This is a genomic window from Corynebacterium tuberculostearicum (assembly GCF_022347235.1).
Lineage (GTDB): Bacteria > Actinomycetota > Actinomycetes > Mycobacteriales > Mycobacteriaceae > Corynebacterium > Corynebacterium tuberculostearicum_F.
In genome coordinates this window covers 16,581-31,093 of sequence record NZ_JAKRDX010000023.1, presented here as the reverse complement: position 1 = coordinate 31,093, position 14,513 = coordinate 16,581, and the positions used below count along the sequence as shown (strand labels likewise).

At 59.1% G+C, this 14,513-nt stretch carries 14 protein-coding genes; 8 read left to right on the top strand and 6 right to left on the bottom strand.

Annotated elements, in window-relative coordinates:
• Positions 1–247: 247 nt before the first annotated feature.
• The 4 genes from MHK09_RS10500 to ychF form a co-directional block, all read right to left on the bottom strand.
• Positions 248–1,177 carry a PRC and DUF2382 domain-containing protein gene (locus MHK09_RS10500; RefSeq protein WP_250413503.1) on the bottom strand — a complete coding sequence of 310 codons (930 nt, stop codon included), beginning with the start codon at positions 1,175–1,177 and terminating at the stop codon, positions 248–250.
• A 512-nt stretch (positions 1,178–1,689) separates the two neighbouring features.
• A complete protein-coding gene (locus MHK09_RS10495) occupies positions 1,690–2,601 on the bottom strand; it encodes a cation diffusion facilitator family transporter (protein WP_005323580.1) in 912 nt (303 codons plus the stop codon).
• Positions 2,602–2,827: 226 nt separating this feature from the next.
• Complete coding sequence (locus tag MHK09_RS10490) at positions 2,828–3,361, bottom strand: type 1 glutamine amidotransferase domain-containing protein (protein WP_005323581.1); 534 nt, start codon at positions 3,359–3,361, stop codon at positions 2,828–2,830.
• A gap of 130 nt (positions 3,362–3,491) precedes the next feature.
• Complete coding sequence (gene ychF / locus MHK09_RS10485; RefSeq protein ID WP_005323582.1) at positions 3,492–4,577, bottom strand: redox-regulated ATPase YchF; 1,086 nt, start codon at positions 4,575–4,577, stop codon at positions 3,492–3,494.
• 47 nt (positions 4,578–4,624) lie between these two features.
• On the opposite strand from ychF, the gene MHK09_RS10480 reads away from it, so the two are divergent.
• The 3 genes from MHK09_RS10480 to MHK09_RS10470 all read left to right on the top strand — a co-directional run bounded on the left by MHK09_RS10480 (position 4,625) and on the right by MHK09_RS10470 (position 8,067).
• A complete protein-coding gene (locus MHK09_RS10480; RefSeq protein ID WP_005323583.1) occupies positions 4,625–6,094 on the top strand; it encodes an AI-2E family transporter in 1,470 nt (489 codons plus the stop codon).
• A 36-nt stretch (positions 6,095–6,130) separates the two neighbouring features.
• Entirely contained in the window at positions 6,131–7,201 is a 1,071-nt protein-coding gene (locus MHK09_RS10475) for a DNA recombination protein RmuC (RefSeq protein WP_034668173.1), read from the top strand.
• 62 nt (positions 7,202–7,263) lie between these two features.
• Positions 7,264–8,067 (top strand): DUF6542 domain-containing protein, encoded by an 804-nt coding sequence (locus MHK09_RS10470; protein WP_050780313.1) that lies wholly within the window; start codon positions 7,264–7,266, stop codon positions 8,065–8,067.
• 65 nt (positions 8,068–8,132) lie between these two features.
• Here MHK09_RS10470 and MHK09_RS10465 read toward each other — a convergent pair whose 3' ends face one another.
• Positions 8,133–9,083: a 4-hydroxy-3-methylbut-2-enyl diphosphate reductase gene (locus MHK09_RS10465; protein ID WP_005323586.1), complete on the bottom strand. Its 951-nt coding sequence runs from the start codon at positions 9,081–9,083 to the stop codon at positions 8,133–8,135.
• A gap of 141 nt (positions 9,084–9,224) precedes the next feature.
• Between MHK09_RS10465 and xseA the strand changes: the two genes are divergently transcribed.
• The 3 genes from xseA to MHK09_RS10450 are packed head-to-tail and all read left to right on the top strand — an operon-like array spanning position 9,225 to position 11,125.
• Positions 9,225–10,466 carry an exodeoxyribonuclease VII large subunit gene (xseA, locus tag MHK09_RS10460; protein ID WP_238801620.1) on the top strand — a complete coding sequence of 414 codons (1,242 nt, stop codon included), beginning with the start codon at positions 9,225–9,227 and terminating at the stop codon, positions 10,464–10,466.
• 21 nt (positions 10,467–10,487) lie between these two features.
• Positions 10,488–10,757, top strand: a complete 270-nt coding sequence (locus MHK09_RS10455; RefSeq protein WP_005327444.1) for an exodeoxyribonuclease VII small subunit — start codon at positions 10,488–10,490, stop codon at positions 10,755–10,757.
• Entirely contained in the window at positions 10,757–11,125 is a 369-nt protein-coding gene (locus MHK09_RS10450; protein ID WP_250413502.1) for a hypothetical protein, read from the top strand. Before MHK09_RS10455 ends, MHK09_RS10450 begins: the two co-directional genes overlap by 1 nt.
• Here MHK09_RS10450 and MHK09_RS10445 read toward each other — a convergent pair.
• Positions 11,109–11,678 carry a DUF4245 domain-containing protein gene (locus MHK09_RS10445; RefSeq protein ID WP_005327440.1) on the bottom strand — a complete coding sequence of 190 codons (570 nt, stop codon included), beginning with the start codon at positions 11,676–11,678 and terminating at the stop codon, positions 11,109–11,111. The two genes, MHK09_RS10450 and MHK09_RS10445, sit on opposite strands and share 17 nt — an antisense overlap.
• Positions 11,679–11,866: 188 nt before the next feature.
• Between MHK09_RS10445 and glpX the strand changes: the two genes are divergently transcribed.
• The gene (gene glpX / locus MHK09_RS10440) at positions 11,867–12,880 is read left to right on the top strand and encodes a class II fructose-bisphosphatase (RefSeq protein ID WP_250413501.1); all 1,014 of its coding nucleotides are present in this window, start codon (positions 11,867–11,869) and stop codon (positions 12,878–12,880) included.
• An 85-nt stretch (positions 12,881–12,965) separates the two neighbouring features.
• The gene (locus tag MHK09_RS10435; RefSeq protein WP_179386293.1) at positions 12,966–14,366 is read left to right on the top strand and encodes a class II fumarate hydratase; all 1,401 of its coding nucleotides are present in this window, start codon (positions 12,966–12,968) and stop codon (positions 14,364–14,366) included.
• The last annotated feature ends 147 nt before the right edge of the window (positions 14,367–14,513 follow it).

Genomic DNA, 14,513 nt, shown 5'->3' with positions numbered 1-14,513 from the left:
GCGGCTTCACGCCGGTACTCCGGCGTGTACTTCTTGCGCTGTTGACTCACAATGAACATCCTCTCCTACGGACACAAGATCCGCACAAATAGGGTGTCCACTAAACGAGGGTAACCTCACCTCACACAAACCGGTAGCATCAAACCAAACTAACCATCATCGTTGCAACGACCCCTAGAATCCGCCCCTAAATAAGGCAAAAGAAACGCCCGCAAGGTATTCCTTGCGGGCGTTTAGCTATGCGCTTTTACTTCTTGAGGCCGTCAACACCATCGGTGTCGATCTGCTCCTTGCGCAGCTCCTCGGTGTGAGTCTCGGTGTCGCGAACGGTGTCCTTCTTCAGGTTGATCTTCTCAACCGGAACGGTTTCCTTCTTCACGTTTACGCGCTCCTCGTGCAGGGTGACGGAAGCTTCCTCGGAGTCACCGGAGATGGTGCCGTTGTAGTTCTTGGCATCCTCAGCGCTGATCGGGGTGCGCTCGACGCTAACCTCTTCACGCTCAACCGGAACCTCAACGGTCTCGGTGTCGGTCACAACGTACTTGCGCAGGCGAGCCTCACCGGTAGCCACGCGCTCCTTGTTGACGTTGAGCTGCTCCTCGGAACGGATGAGCTCGCCATCGTTGTTGGTGCGTGCAGCTGCAGCGTCATCAGCTACGCCAGCCTTGCGCTCGGTAGCAGCGGCGTCGGTGGTGTGGGTAGCTGCCTTCTTCTCATCAGCGTGTGCACCAGCAGCGCCTGCACCTGCAACACCTGCGCCAGCACCAGCAGCGCCGGCACCTGCGGTCAGGTTGTGATCCTTGTCAGCGCCAGCCTGAGCGTCACGCTTGGAGTCAAGGTTGGAATCCTTGTAGTCGGTAACGTCGTGTGCGTTATCCAGACCGTAGTGCTTGAAGATATCGGACTGTGCCTCAGGGGTCAGCGGCTTATCGGAGTCGAAGTCCGGAGCATCCTTGATGCGGTCCTTGGAGAAGCCCAGCTTCAGGTCATCGCCGGAGAAGTCGTGGCCGCGCAGCGGAACCAGGCTGGAGTTCATGCCGAACAGGCCGTGGTTAACCTCAACGAAGGTAGGCTGGCCGGACTGGTCATCAACGAATACCTCGTTAACGTCGCCCAGCTTCTCGCCGTTCTTGTCGTATGCGGTTGCGTTAAAGAGGTCCTTAATGTTCTTACCCATTGTCAGTAAATCCTTTCTGCTATTGGTATAGCTATCTTCAACCAAACAAAAGGACATTTTCTACCCCCGACACGTGGAGTATGGGGGTGAAAATCTCCAATTGATTGCTGTAACAACCACCATACGGAGAAATCAAAATTTTTCGACCGGCAGACAAAAATTTTCTAAATTTCGTTCACCGAAATCAGGCTTCATGCAGCTCAGAACGGTTGGTAACAGTTCTATAACATTGGAAAATCTGCACCATAAGCGCCCGAATTGAGGAAACCGGATGTCGATTCCCTCGCCCGTAGCGCCCTAGACACACCCCTTCACGATCTCCAAATCGTCCACTGTTCACCACACCCCGAAATGCGGTGACAACTACCCCACAGGATTCTTTAACGAGGGTGTACTTTTATCCCAGTATCCACAGGCGGTGCACAGGCCCGTACACCCGAACGGGCCTACACACATATTGGTCTAGTACACATACACCACAGTGATGGGCAGCAAACTTAGAAGATTAAGCCTTAGCGGAATAGGTACGGACGCCGATTTTCCAGGCCCGCTGGTTCCACATGAATGATCGCACTGCAGCCTGGGTACAGCTCGTCGAGGGCAATTTCCACTGAGTCTGCAACCTCGTGAGAGTGCATGACGCTCCACTCCCCTGGCACCTCCATGGTCAGGTACACCAACCGCTGGCGGCCAGAGGCCACGGTGCGACGATCCGTGAAGTTTACCGAGTGTTCCTGCTCCAGCCGAGCTAGGAGCTGCCTAATGTTCTGACGCTCGTCGTCGGGAAGCGCCTCAGAAAGCAGGCTACTCACCGAATCGCGCAGGAGGCTATAGCCTGTCCACAAGATATTGATGCCCACTGCGAGCGCCACTACAGGATCCAGCCACCACCAACCAGTAAGGAATACGGCGGCGATGCCTATAAGGACGCCTACGGAAGTCCAGACGTCGGTAAGCAAATGGTGCCCATCCGCATCCAAGGTGGCGGACCGGTAGCGCTTACCTGCACGGATGAGCGCGATGCCCACCGCGCCGTTGAGCACGGAGGAAAGCGTTGACAACGCCAAGCCCCAGCCCGGCTCTTCAATCGGCTGCGGAACAAAGAAGCGTTGGATCGCCGTGTACACGATCATGCCGGCCGCAATAAAAATCATTGCGCCCTCTACCAAGGCGGAGACGTACTCGGCTTTGCCGTGGCCAAACTGGTGGTTATCGTCGGCCGGCTTAGAGGCAATCCGGAGGGCATAAAAGCCGGCGACGGCCGCGACGAGATTCACGATGGATTCGAAGGCATCGGAGAGGAAGCCCACCGAGCCCGTAAACCACGCGGCCAAGGCCTTGAGGAGGATGGTAGCCACTGCGGCGGCGATGGATAGCTGCATGAAGCGCTCAAGAATGCGCTGTTCTGAGCCCATGGAGGACATAGTCACTTCTCCCTTCGGTTCGGTTGCGGACCGAAGGTCTCGTTCACGGCCGCGGGCACTGCGGGCGCTGGCTGGCCGGGCTAAACGCCAGTATGTCGACCAGTCATCTCAGAATTAACCGAGGGAACTACTCCCCTTCAGGAAACCCCAACTTTATAGGGCAGGTGACACCGGCGCAAGATCGAAAAAGCCACGGGAAACTCCCGTGGCTTGAATTCGTGAAGCTTTAGTGCTGGCCCTCTGCAAACTCTTCTACCAGCTTGGCGTTAAAGGCTGGCAGGTCATCTGGAGTGCGGGAGGAGACCAAGCCCTGGTCGCAGTGAACTTCCTCATCTACCCAGGTGGCACCTGCATTGCGCAGGTCGGTCTGCAGGGACGGGAAGGACGTCAGGGCGCGGCCCTTGAGGGCTTCAGCATCAGCCAGGATCCAAGCACCGTGGCAGATAGCGCCGAGCGGCAGATCCTTGCTCATGTGGTTGCGCACGATTTCCACCGCGGCCTTATCCAAGCGGATGAGGTCGGCGTTATCGGTACCGCCAGGCAGAATAATGCCGTCGAAAGACTCGCCGGTGGAGTCAGCGGTAGCGGCGTCTACGGAAATCTCCGTGCCGTTTTTGCCGGTAATGGTGCCGGCCTTTGGAGCGAGGACACGCACGGTAGCGCCGGCGTTCTTCACGGCCTCTAGCGGGGAGGTCAGCTCAGAGTCTTCGAAGCCATCGGTAGCGATGATGGCAATGGTCTTATTATCTAGTTCAGCCATGTTGCAGCCTGCTTTGTTCGAGTACGCCGCCCACGGTAACGCGGAAGTTTCGTCTTCGCTACCTTCTCTTGCGCGCGAGTGGGCGGCGCCTTCTCCCTCTGACAAAGGGCCGGTTCCAAGCGGTGTGGAATTAGCCGCCGATCTTAAAGTCGCACACGTCGCCGTCCTGCATGATGTAGTCCTTACCCTCTTGGCGGACCTTGCCATGCGCACGAGCCTCAGCCATGGAGCCAGCGGCTACAAGGTCATCGAAGGAAACGATCTCGGCCTTAATGAACTTCTTTTCAAAGTCGGTATGGATGACTCCGGCTGCCTGCGGTGCGGCAGAGCCCTGCTTAATGGTCCACGCACGGGCCTCCTTCTCCCCGGCAGTGAGGTAGGTCTGCAGACCCAAGGTGGCAAAACCTGCCTTAGCCAGGGTGGCTAGGCCCGGCTCATCTTGGCCTACAGCCTCGAGCAACTCGCGGGCTTCGTCTTCTTCTAGCTCGAGCAGCTCGGTTTCGGTCTGCGCATCGAGGAATACGGCCTCAGCCGGGGCGACGAGCTGGCGGAGTTCTTCCTTCTTAGCGTCGTCGGTAAGCACTGCTTCATCCGAGTTAAAGACATAGAGGAAGGGCTTCGCGGTCATCAGGTGCAGATCGCGCACGAGGGAGAGGTCAATCTCGCCTTCCTTCGCTGCGGCGAAGAGGGTGCGATCATCTTCCAGGATCTCCTGGGCCTTCTTGGTTGCTTCCACCTCGGCGGCCAAGTCCTTATTCTTGCGCGCATCCTTTTCCAGGCGCGGCAGGGCCTTTTCGATGGTCTGGAGGTCCGCAAGAATGAGCTCGGTATTAATAACGGAGATATCGTTGCGCGGGTCAACCTTGCCATCGACGTGAATGACATTGTCATCAGAAAAGGCGCGCACTACCTGGCAAATGGCGTCTGCCTCGCGGATATTGGCTAGGAAGGCGTTGCCCATGCCTTCACCCTGCGAAGCGCCGGAGACGATGCCGGCGATGTCCACGAAGGACACGGTGGCAGGAAGGATGCGCTCAGAGTTAAACATCTCCGCCAGTTGGGTCAGGCGGGAATCCGGCAGCTCCACCAAGCCCACGTTGGGCTCGATGGTGGCAAACGGGTAGTTGGCCGCCAGGATCTCGGAACGGGTCAGGGCATTAAACAAAGTGGACTTGCCCACATTGGGCAGGCCGACGATTCCTAGTGTAAGACTCACGGGGCCAATCCTAACGCACCCGCCTTCTTTTAAGGCAAGATGGTGGGGTGAATTCTGATAACCAACCGCTGCCCGATGACCCCCAAGCGGGCCTGGGCGATAAGTTTGATGAAAGCTTCGACACCAGCAAGCTGGAGGATGTATCCCCACATCCGCCGGGCGATCAGGTAGACCGCTCCGTCATCGCCGGCGAGGTGGTTAAGGCCGCATCTCTATGGGCCGTTCGCCTGCTCATCATCTGCGTATTCCTCTACGCCCTGTACCGTTTGCTGGGCAACTTCTGGCAGGGCCTTTTGCCGGTGCTTTTGGCCCTGATTATCTGCACCGTTCTGGCACCGGTAGCGAAAAAGCTGCGCGACATTGGCCTTCCCGCTGCGTTGGCGGCCGCCGTAACCATTTTGGTTTCCTTCACGGCCGTCGGCGGCCTCATTGCTTTTATTGCCCCAGACTTCGTGCGCCAATCCCGGTCACTGTATTTGCAGACGGTCTCCGGCATCCAAAGCCTGCAGCTCTGGGCCCAAGGCCCGCCGCTTAACCTCGATAGCGATGACATGAGTAGCTACATCGACGAGGCGGCGTCCTGGCTGCAGCAACGTGCCGGCGCCATCGCAGGCTCGGTCTTTACCGGCATCGGCACTGCTACCTCCATCCTCGTCACCCTCTTCATCGTCCTGGTGCTGACCTTCTTCTTCCTGAAGGACGGCGCAAAGTTCCTTCCCTGGCTGCGCGATGCCACGGGCAAGCGCGCCGGCTGGCACCTCACTGAGCTTCTTACCCGCGCGTGGGCGACACTGGGCGGCTTCATTCGCGCGCAGGCAATTGTCTCGCTTGTCGACGCCGTCTTTATCGGCGTCGGCCTCGCCCTTATCGGCGTTCCGCTGGCCATGGCTTTGGCAATCATCACCTTTATCGCGGGCTTCATCCCCTTCGTCGGCGCGATCGTCGCCGGTGCCCTTTCCGTCACCATCGCGTTGGTCTCCCTTGGCGTAACCAAGGCTCTGCTCGTTCTCGGCCTAGTGTTGCTGGTCCAGCAGTTGGAGGGCAATGTCCTCTCGCCTTGGCTGCAGTCCAAGGCCATGGACCTGCACCCGGTCATCGTCCTGGTTTCCGTGACGGTAGGCTCGGCTCTCTTTGGCCTGATAGGTGGCTTCCTCGCGGTTCCGGCGGCCGCGATGTTTGCAGTGGCCTACCGCTACGGCCAAGACATGATGAAGCTGCAGTCGGGAGAAAAGACCGCCGCGGATCTGGACTTTTCTACCGTGGCCGGTTATCTCATCGGCCGCTACACCGAAGACCAAGGGCGTTATAAGCGCGAGGCATGGCTCAAGATGCCGGACTATGCAGCGCCAGAAGGCGCGTTTGCCGACGTCTCCGCAGACGGCGATTCCAATTCCCTCGACGCCGCCCTCAATGTGGAATCCACCCCCAAGGAGCATGAAAAGCCCGGCATGCGCGCAAACCTGCGCCGCGCCCGCGACGCCTTCGAAGGCCTTTTGAACGGAGATTCGAAAAAATAGTGAGTCGTGTCGGCGGCGCGTGCCATGCTGGAAACCATGACTTCCACTTTGCCCGTGCTGCTACTTTTTATCGGCCTCATCCTCGGCGCGGTAATGGGCTGGCTGGCCCATTCTTACTCCGCTACGCGCTCCGCGCCGAGCGCCGAGCACCGCGCGCTGCAAGACTCGCAGCGCCGCCAGGCCGAGCTCCAGCCACTAGAAAAGGCCATGGACCGCTTGGGATTTCAGCTCCAAGAAATTGAGGAAGACCGCACCGCGCTACTCGCCTCCCTCTCCAGCCAAGTTCAAGCGGTTACCCGCACCTCCTCCCGCCTGACCGAACGCACCGACAAACTTGTAACCGCCTTGCGCTCGCCCAATGTGCGCGGCCGCTGGGGCGAGGTGCAATTGGAGCGCGTGGTGGAGCTCGGCGGTATGACCAAACATGTGGACTTTGATTGCCAGGTCTCCGCCCCATTGGGCGGGCGCATCGTCCGCCCTGACATGCTCATCAATTTGGCCGGTGGCCGCCACATCATCGTCGATGCCAAGGTTCCTTTTACGTCTTACCTTGACGCACTAGAAACCGATGACCCAGAAGAGCACGCCGGCTTCCTCCGTCGCCACGCACACCTCATGCGCGGCCACGTCCAAGCACTATCGCAGAAGGACTATATTGAGGCGTTTCAACCAACGCCCGAGTTCGTTATCCTCTTCGTTCCCGCAGACCCCTTCCTTGATGCCGCACTATCGGTGGATCCGGAACTTATCGAGTACGCCTTTGAACGCAATGTAGTCATCGCCACCCCCAGCTCGCTTTTTGCCCTCCTGCGCACGGTGGCCATGGGCTGGCACCAAGAAGATATCTCCGCCAAGGCTAAGGAAGTCCAGCGCTTGGGGCGCGAACTGTATACGCGCCTAAATACGCTTTCTGATCACTACGGCAAAGTGGGCCATAACCTAGAAAAGGCAGTCGAGGCCTATAACGCCACGCTTTCCTCGCTTGATTCCCGCGTGGGCGTCACCGCCCGCAAACTGCATGAGATGGATATCCCGGGCCGCACGGACCGCACCCCGCGGGAGCCCTTGCCTATTGATACGTGGCCGCGCGGGAATTCGGCACTATAAATCCGCCGCTTTCGTGCGTGGAAATAGCCATGGGCCGGCGGCAACCGGTAGGATCTTCCGACGTGTCACAAGCCAAGCAAAGAAAGTCCTCCGCCGCCCAAAGCTCCGGTCTCCCCAGCATCTCGCTGGGCAAGGGCCTTGGGCTGCTCGCGGCACTCTTGCTCACCGGCGCGTTTATTTCCATCCTGATGGGTTCCATCGGGTGGAATTACCTCGCGTTCCTCGTCATCGGCTCGCTGCTGGTGACGCTCATCGTGGAAGAGCGGGGTCTTTTCCTCACCGTGGCTTCTATCCCCATTGTGTATGCCATAACGGTGGGTGTGGCCGGTTTCTTTATCACCAAGGCCAACTTGCCAGAGGGTGCATCGGCGTTTTCCAAGACGGCAATCGTCACCGCGGCGTTCCCCCTTGTCCAGAGGTTCCTGTGGCTCCTCATTGCCCTGGTGGGCGCGGCAATCATCGCCTGGCTGCGCTGGGCACGTTACCGCAAGACGGCCAAGCGCACCGCCGAAATGGAAACCGCTTCCCGCCGTGCCGACGCCGAACAAGACCGACGCAACCGCGAGGAACGCCTATCGGTTGCAGACTTGATGGCGCGCGATAAGCCGGCAAAGCAATCCAAGAAATCGCAAGCCGCTCCGCAGCGCGCCCGCGCCTCACACACGCTGAAGAAGTCACGCCCCGCCCCCAAGGATCGCCTACGTGGGCGCGACCGTGAAGAGCGCCGCCGAATGCAACAAGAGGAACGCGACAATCCACGGCGCCCGGATCCAGCCCGGCGCGCTGGCGATTCCGTTCCGGCGTCTCAGCAGGAGAAGGAACAGCCTAAGCAAGGCTGGGACGATAACCTCTACGACGAGGATTAAAGCAAAAAGAAAGGCCCGTTTCCGGGCCTTTCTTTCGTTTTCACTGCCATAGAGGCAAACGCTACTTAGGTTCGTGCTGGGCGCAGGTCGCGCGGTAGGGCGAAGGTAATCGTCTCGGTAGAAGTAGTTACCTGCTCTACGTCGCTATAACCGCGCTCGTCTAGGAACTCCAGTACTTCGCGTACCAGCAACTCAGGTACCGAAGCACCACAGGTTACGCCGACGGTCTGCACGCCTTCCAACCAAGATTCGTCGATTTCCTTGGCAAAATCCACGAGGTGGGAAGCCTTGGCGCCTGCCTCCAGCGCCACCTCAACCAAGCGCACCGAGTTGGAGGAGTTCTTAGAGCCCACCACAATCATCAGGTCGCACTGTGGGGCGATGGCCTTGACGGATTCTTGGCGGTTTTGGGTGGCGTAGCAAATATCGTCTGAAGGCGGGTTCTCTAGGTGCGGGAAGCGCTCGCGCAGCTTATTGACGATGGTGATGGTCTCATCCACCGATAGCGTGGTCTGGGACAGCCAGATAAGCTTCTCATCCTGCAGGAACTCTGGCAGCTTGGCGACGCCCTCTACGCCATCCACGAGGTGGGTGACCTCAGGTGCTTCGCCGGCGGTGCCTTCTACTTCTTCGTGGCCTTCGTGGCCAACCAAGAGGATGTGGTAGCCATCGCGCTGGAAGCGCTGGGCTTCCTTGTGCACCTTGGTCACCAATGGGCAGGTGGCGTCCAAAGTAAGCTGCTTGCGCTGCGTTGCTTCTGCGCGCACGGCAGGGGAAATACCGTGGGCGGAGAAGACTAGGTGGGCGCCTTCTGGTGCCTCAGAGGCCTCGTCGACGAAGATGACGCCGCGTTCTGCCAGAGATTCTACGACGTAACGGTTGTGCACGATTTGTTTGCGTACATATATGGGCGCGCCGTACTTTTCCAGCGCCTTTTCTACGGTCTCGACCGCGCGGTCCACGCCTGCGCAGTATCCGCGCGGGGCCGCGAGGAGAACATTTTTACCATCAGTCATGGCTCCCAGAGTATCGAAACACTACGCAAAACAATAGTGGGGCCTAACGTCACCTTTCTGGCTACCCCGAGCGGGGCAATAGACCGCGCTGGCCCCTAAACTAGACGGAAGAACACGGCAGACTGAAGAAAGGGAGGCTGTGTGAATCAACCGGCAAATACTCCGGATACTCCCTGGCCCGTTGGCAAGGTCAATGACCAAGTCAAGGGCTGGATCGAGCGCCTGGGTTACCTGTGGGTAGAGGGTCAGTTGACCCAAATTAACTTCAAGCCCACCTGGAAGCTGTCCTACCTCACTCTGCGTGACGTACAGCAGGAAAAGTCCGTGCAATTGACTTGCCCATCATCGATGTTGCAGTCATTGTCTGCACCGCTGAAAGACGGCGACCGCGTCATTGTCCACGGTAAGCCCGCCTTTTACGCTGGACGCGGATCCTTTTCACTGTGGACCACCGAAATTCGTCATGTGGGCATTGGCGATCTGCTTGCTCGCATTGAAAAGCTGCGCCAACAGCTAGCTGCTGAAGGCCTTTTCGATCCCGCGCGCAAGCGGCCTCTCCCCTACCTGCCGCACAAAATTGGGCTGATTACCGGCCGTGGTTCTGCTGCAGAGCGGGACGTGATGGCGGTAGCCCATGACCGCTGGCCGGCGGTGCAATTCCGCGTCCTCAATACCGCGGTTCAGGGTGCGAATACCGTACCTGAGGTTATTGATGCGCTCCAGCAGCTTGATGCGGATCCTGAGGTGGACGTCATCATCATCGCCCGTGGCGGCGGCTCCGTGGAAGATCTGCTGCCCTTCTCGGAAGAAGCACTACAACGCGCAGTGGCAGCGGCCGGCACCCCGGTAGTCTCTGCCATTGGCCACGAGCCGGATAGCCCAGTACTCGATAACGTCGCCGACCTGCGCGCCGCCACGCCTACCGACGCCGCAAAACGCGTCGTGCCCTCTGTAGCCGAGGAACGCGCCATCGTCGCAGAGGCTCGCTCTCGCATGGCGGCCGCACTGCGCGGCTGGGTGGAAAGGGAACGTCGCGGCCTCGACAATATTCGTTCCCGGCCTGTCATGGCAGACCCGATGACCCCTATCCGTGCGCGCCGCGAGGAGGTGGAGCGAACCCGCGCTACCATGCGGCGAGAAATTGAAGTCATGGTGGAGCGGGAAACCCGCCACGTGGAATCGCTGCGCGCCCGCGTATCGGCGTTGGGACCGTCGGCAACTCTCGCCCGCGGATACTCCATTGTTCAGGTAGTGCCCAAGGACGGTTCCGGGCCCGAGGTTGTCACCTCTTATAAGCAATCCCCGCCTGGCGCTCAACTGCGCATTCGAGTGGGCGACGGATCTATTACCGCAGTTTCTATGGCCTCCCAGGCCGCCGATTAATCACCAACCGAGGAGAAAATCATGTCCGATGACACCATTGGTACCGGCCAGCCAGGCCAGGATGCTTTTACCCCAGTAGAAGAATTGAGCTATGAGCAAGCCCGCGATGAGCTCATTGAAACCGTGAAGATTCTCGAGCTTGGGCAGATGGGCTTGGATGAGTCGCTAAAGTACTGGGAGCGCGGCGAAGCCCTTGCCCGTGCGTGCGAGGCGCACCTCGACGGCGCGGCGAAGCGTGTGGAAGACGCGCTCGATAAGGCCGAGGACGCAGACGCTGAAGGAGACGAGTAGTGCAGATCTATGGTTATCCAGGCGAGCGCGTGGATTTTGTGTCGAAATCCGCGGCCGCCGGTTCCATCATGGCGGGAGATTCCCGAGATTTCGTAGAAGAATTCTTCGGTCCTGCACACACCCGCGACGATAATGAGGTGAGCTACTTCTCCCGATCCGTGGTGCTGCGCTTTACGGACGACAAAGTACGCGAAATCGCCGTTTATCCGCAGCGCTCGCAACGTGAGCGCGTCGATGTCTTTGTAGGAAAGACACGCCTCAGCGGCCTGGATGCGGAGGCTTTGGCGGAGGTTATTGCCCAGGCCGGCGACGGTCTTAGCGCCACCGCCGCGGAAGAAGGCTTGGGCGAGGTTATTTTTCGGCTATAGGTGCGGCGTCGATAAACGCAGCGGTAGCAGCCTCAAAGTCACTGTCGTCCGCGGCGCCGGAAATGATGAGGCGGGCATCGCCCAAATCCGTAACCCACAGGCGGCGCACGGAATCATCGTCGCTTTCTAGCACCCGCACTTGGTGCCCCTTGACCTCGCGGGCGGATTCGATGCCGCGGTAGTTGGCATCGTACGCCTCGCCTGCCTTATCGGCCGCGACCTGCGTTTGCGTAGATTCCACAAACCCTTGGTCAGCGGTCACCCAACTGACCACGGTGGCGTTCTCGCCGCCCATATCTACGCGGCGGGCAGCATTGGCCTCCCACCCCTCTGGCATTTCGGGATTGCGAATTGCACCGACCCCTGCGCGGGCTTGGGTGTTTAGGAAGGTTTGTTCATCCACTTCCTGCACCGCTCCCTGCTGGGTTTCGGAGTTAATTGAACACAGGCCGGTCGCTCCCACGGCGAGCAGCATCATAATCACCACGACGGCGAGGGACAGGGAAATATCCTTCGCGCCTTCAAAAATCTTTGGTCTTTCTTCTGCAGCCACGCGCCTTAGTATCGCACGGCCTGCTTTCAAAAAGCCACACGGCCCCTTTTGCCCCGAAAGATCTGTCAATCCCCCACAAATGGGGCGCAAAATCGAACCCATTAGAGCAAAAAAGTGCGAGAATGGAAAGGTAGAGCATCAAGGGGAACACCCCTCGATGAGAAAACTATGGAAGGCAACCACTACACATGTCCGAAAATACGTCTTATCTTCCTGACCGCAACCTGGCAATGGAACTGGTTCGTGTCACCGAGGCAGCAGCACTCGCTTCCGGCCGTTGGGTAGGCCGCGGCCAGAAGAATGAGGGCGATGGCGCGGCGGTCGACGCCATGCGCAAGCTCATCAATTCTGTAGCGATGAACGGCGTCGTTGTCATTGGTGAGGGCGAAAAGGATGAGGCCCCCATGCTCTTTAACGGCGAAGAGGTCGGCACCGGCGAGGGTGCCGCCATGGATATCGCCGTGGACCCAGTCGACGGTACCCGTTTGATGGCGGAAGGCCGCCCCAACGCCATCTCCGTCATCGCAGCCGCCGAGCGCGGAACCATGTATGACCCTTCCGCAGTCTTCTACATGGAAAAGATTGCTGTCGGCCCAGAGGCCGTAGGTGCCATTGACATCAACGAATCCGTGGAATGGAATATCCAGTCCGTGGCTAAGGCGAAGAATATTCGCCCTACCGATCTGACCGTGGTGGTCCTTGACCGTCCCCGCCACGAACAGCTCATCTCTGAAATTCGCGCCGCAGGCGCCAAGGTGCGCCTCATCATGGATGGTGACGTAGCCGGCGCCATCGCCACCTGCCAGGATTCGAACTCCATCGACATGATGATGGGCATCGGCGGCACCCCAGAGGGCATCATCACTGCCTGCGCTATGCGCTGCATGGGCGGCGAAATCCAGGGCAAGCTGTGGCCGAAGGATGAAGAGGAAGCAGAAAAGGCCCGTGCAGCCGGCCATGATTTGAACCGCGTCCTTACCACTACTGATCTGGTTTCCTCTGAGAACTGCTACTTCGCTGCCACCGGCGTGACCAATGGTGACATGCTGCGCGGCGTTTCCTACCGCAATTCCGGTGCTACGACCCGCTCGTTGGTCATGCGCTCCAAGTCCGGCACCATCCGCTACATCGACTCCATCCACAAGCTGTCCAAGCTGCAGGAGTATTCCGTCGTGGACTACGACACGCCAACCAAGAAGTAGGGTTCACCCCCGAAGGCGGCCCTTCTTTTGGTTCTCCGCCATACTGGAAAGCACACACTACCCAATTAACTGAGGTGATCTTCACATGACTGAATACCGCATTGAACATGACACCATGGGCGAAGTTAAGGTTCCTGCAGATGCCCTGTGGCGTGCACAGACCCAGCGCGCAGTGGACAACTTCCCGATTTCCGGCCGTGGCCTGGAAAATGCGCAGATTCGCGCCCTTGGCCTGCTCAAGGCAGCCTGCGCTCAGGTAAATAAGGATTCCGGCAAGCTGGATGCGGATAAGGCCGATGCCATCATTGCTGCCGCCACCGAAATCGCCGAGGGCAAGCATAACGATGCCTTCCCTATCGACGTTTTCCAGACCGGTTCCGGCACCTCGTCCAATATGAATACCAATGAGGTTATCGCCTCCTTGGCACATAACAATGGCGTGGAAATTCACCCGAATGACCACGTGAACATGGGCCAGTCCTCTAATGACACCTTCCCCACTGCTACGCACGTGGCTGCTACGGAAGCTGCCGTTAATGACCTCATCCCGGGTCTGAAGGTCCTCCACGAATCCTTGACCAAGAAGGCCAAGGAATTCGCCGATGTGGTCAAGGCCGGCCGCACCCACCTGATGGATGCCACCCCGGTTACCCTGGGCCAGGAATTCGGCGGCTACGCCCGCCAGATCGAGCTGGGCATCGAACGCATTGAGGCCACCCTGCCGCGCTTGGGCGAGCTGGCCATCGGCGGCACCGCCACCGGCACCGGCCTGAACACCTCTGCAGACTTTGGCGCCAAGGTCACCGAGGAGCTTAAGAAGCTCACCGGCGTGCAGGAACTGAAGGAAGCAGAAAACCACTTCGAGGCCCAGGCTGCCCGCGATGGCTTGGTGGAATTCTCCGGCGCCATGCGCTCGATTGCTGTATCCCTCAATAAGATTGCCAATGACCTGCGCATGATGGGCTCCGGCCCGCTGACTGGCCTGGCCGAGATTCACCTGAAGGACCTGCAGCCGGGTTCCTCCATCATGCCGGGCAAGGTCAATCCGGTTATTCCGGAGGCCGTCACCATGGTGGCCGGCCAGGTGGTGGGCAACGACGCAGCCGTAGCCTTTGGCGGCGCCCAGGGCCACTTCGAGCTCAACGTCTTCATCCCGATGATGGCGCGCAATGTACTCGAGTCCGCTCGCCTGCTGGCTAATGCTTCCCGCGTCTTCGCCGATAAGTGCATCGATCACATCGAGGCCAACGAGGAGCGCATGAAGCACTTTGCGGAGTCTTCCACCTCCATCGTGACTCCGCTTAACTCTGCTATTGGCTACGAGAACGCAGCAAAGGCAGCAAAGCACGCCCTGCACGAGAAGATCACCGTCCGCCAGGCCGTTATTGACTTGGGCTTTGTCGACGGCGAGAACCTCACCGAGGAGGAGCTGGATAAGCGCCTCAACGTGCTGAGCATGACTAACCGCGACCGCGATAACTTCTAAGTATTCGCCGCACCGCCACCCCGCCCGGGCAGGACTCGGGCGGGGTTTTCGCATGCCTGGGGTAAGGGGGCGTCGGCAAGCGCTATGGCATAGCACACATTAGTGGAAACGCACTTCTAAGATCACCACTTTTGCACTTGGTGCAAG

Excerpts from the sequence above, each read along its gene's own strand:
- MHK09_RS10495 (WP_005323580.1), bottom strand. The coding sequence starts at position 2,601 with ATGTCCTCCATGGGCTCAGAACAGCGCATTCTTGAGCGCTTCATGCAG.
- MHK09_RS10435 (WP_179386293.1), top strand. The coding sequence starts at position 12,966 with ATGACTGAATACCGCATTGAACATGACACCATGGGCGAAGTTAAGGTT.
- MHK09_RS10500 (WP_250413503.1), bottom strand. The coding sequence starts at position 1,177 with ATGGGTAAGAACATTAAGGACCTCTTTAACGCAACCGCATACGACAAG.
- MHK09_RS10475 (WP_034668173.1), top strand. The coding sequence starts at position 6,131 with ATGACTTCCACTTTGCCCGTGCTGCTACTTTTTATCGGCCTCATCCTC.
- glpX (WP_250413501.1), top strand. The coding sequence starts at position 11,867 with ATGTCCGAAAATACGTCTTATCTTCCTGACCGCAACCTGGCAATGGAA.
- MHK09_RS10465 (WP_005323586.1), bottom strand. The coding sequence starts at position 9,083 with ATGACTGATGGTAAAAATGTTCTCCTCGCGGCCCCGCGCGGATACTGC.
- MHK09_RS10490 (WP_005323581.1), bottom strand. The coding sequence starts at position 3,361 with ATGGCTGAACTAGATAATAAGACCATTGCCATCATCGCTACCGATGGC.
- MHK09_RS10455 (WP_005327444.1), top strand. The coding sequence starts at position 10,488 with ATGTCCGATGACACCATTGGTACCGGCCAGCCAGGCCAGGATGCTTTT.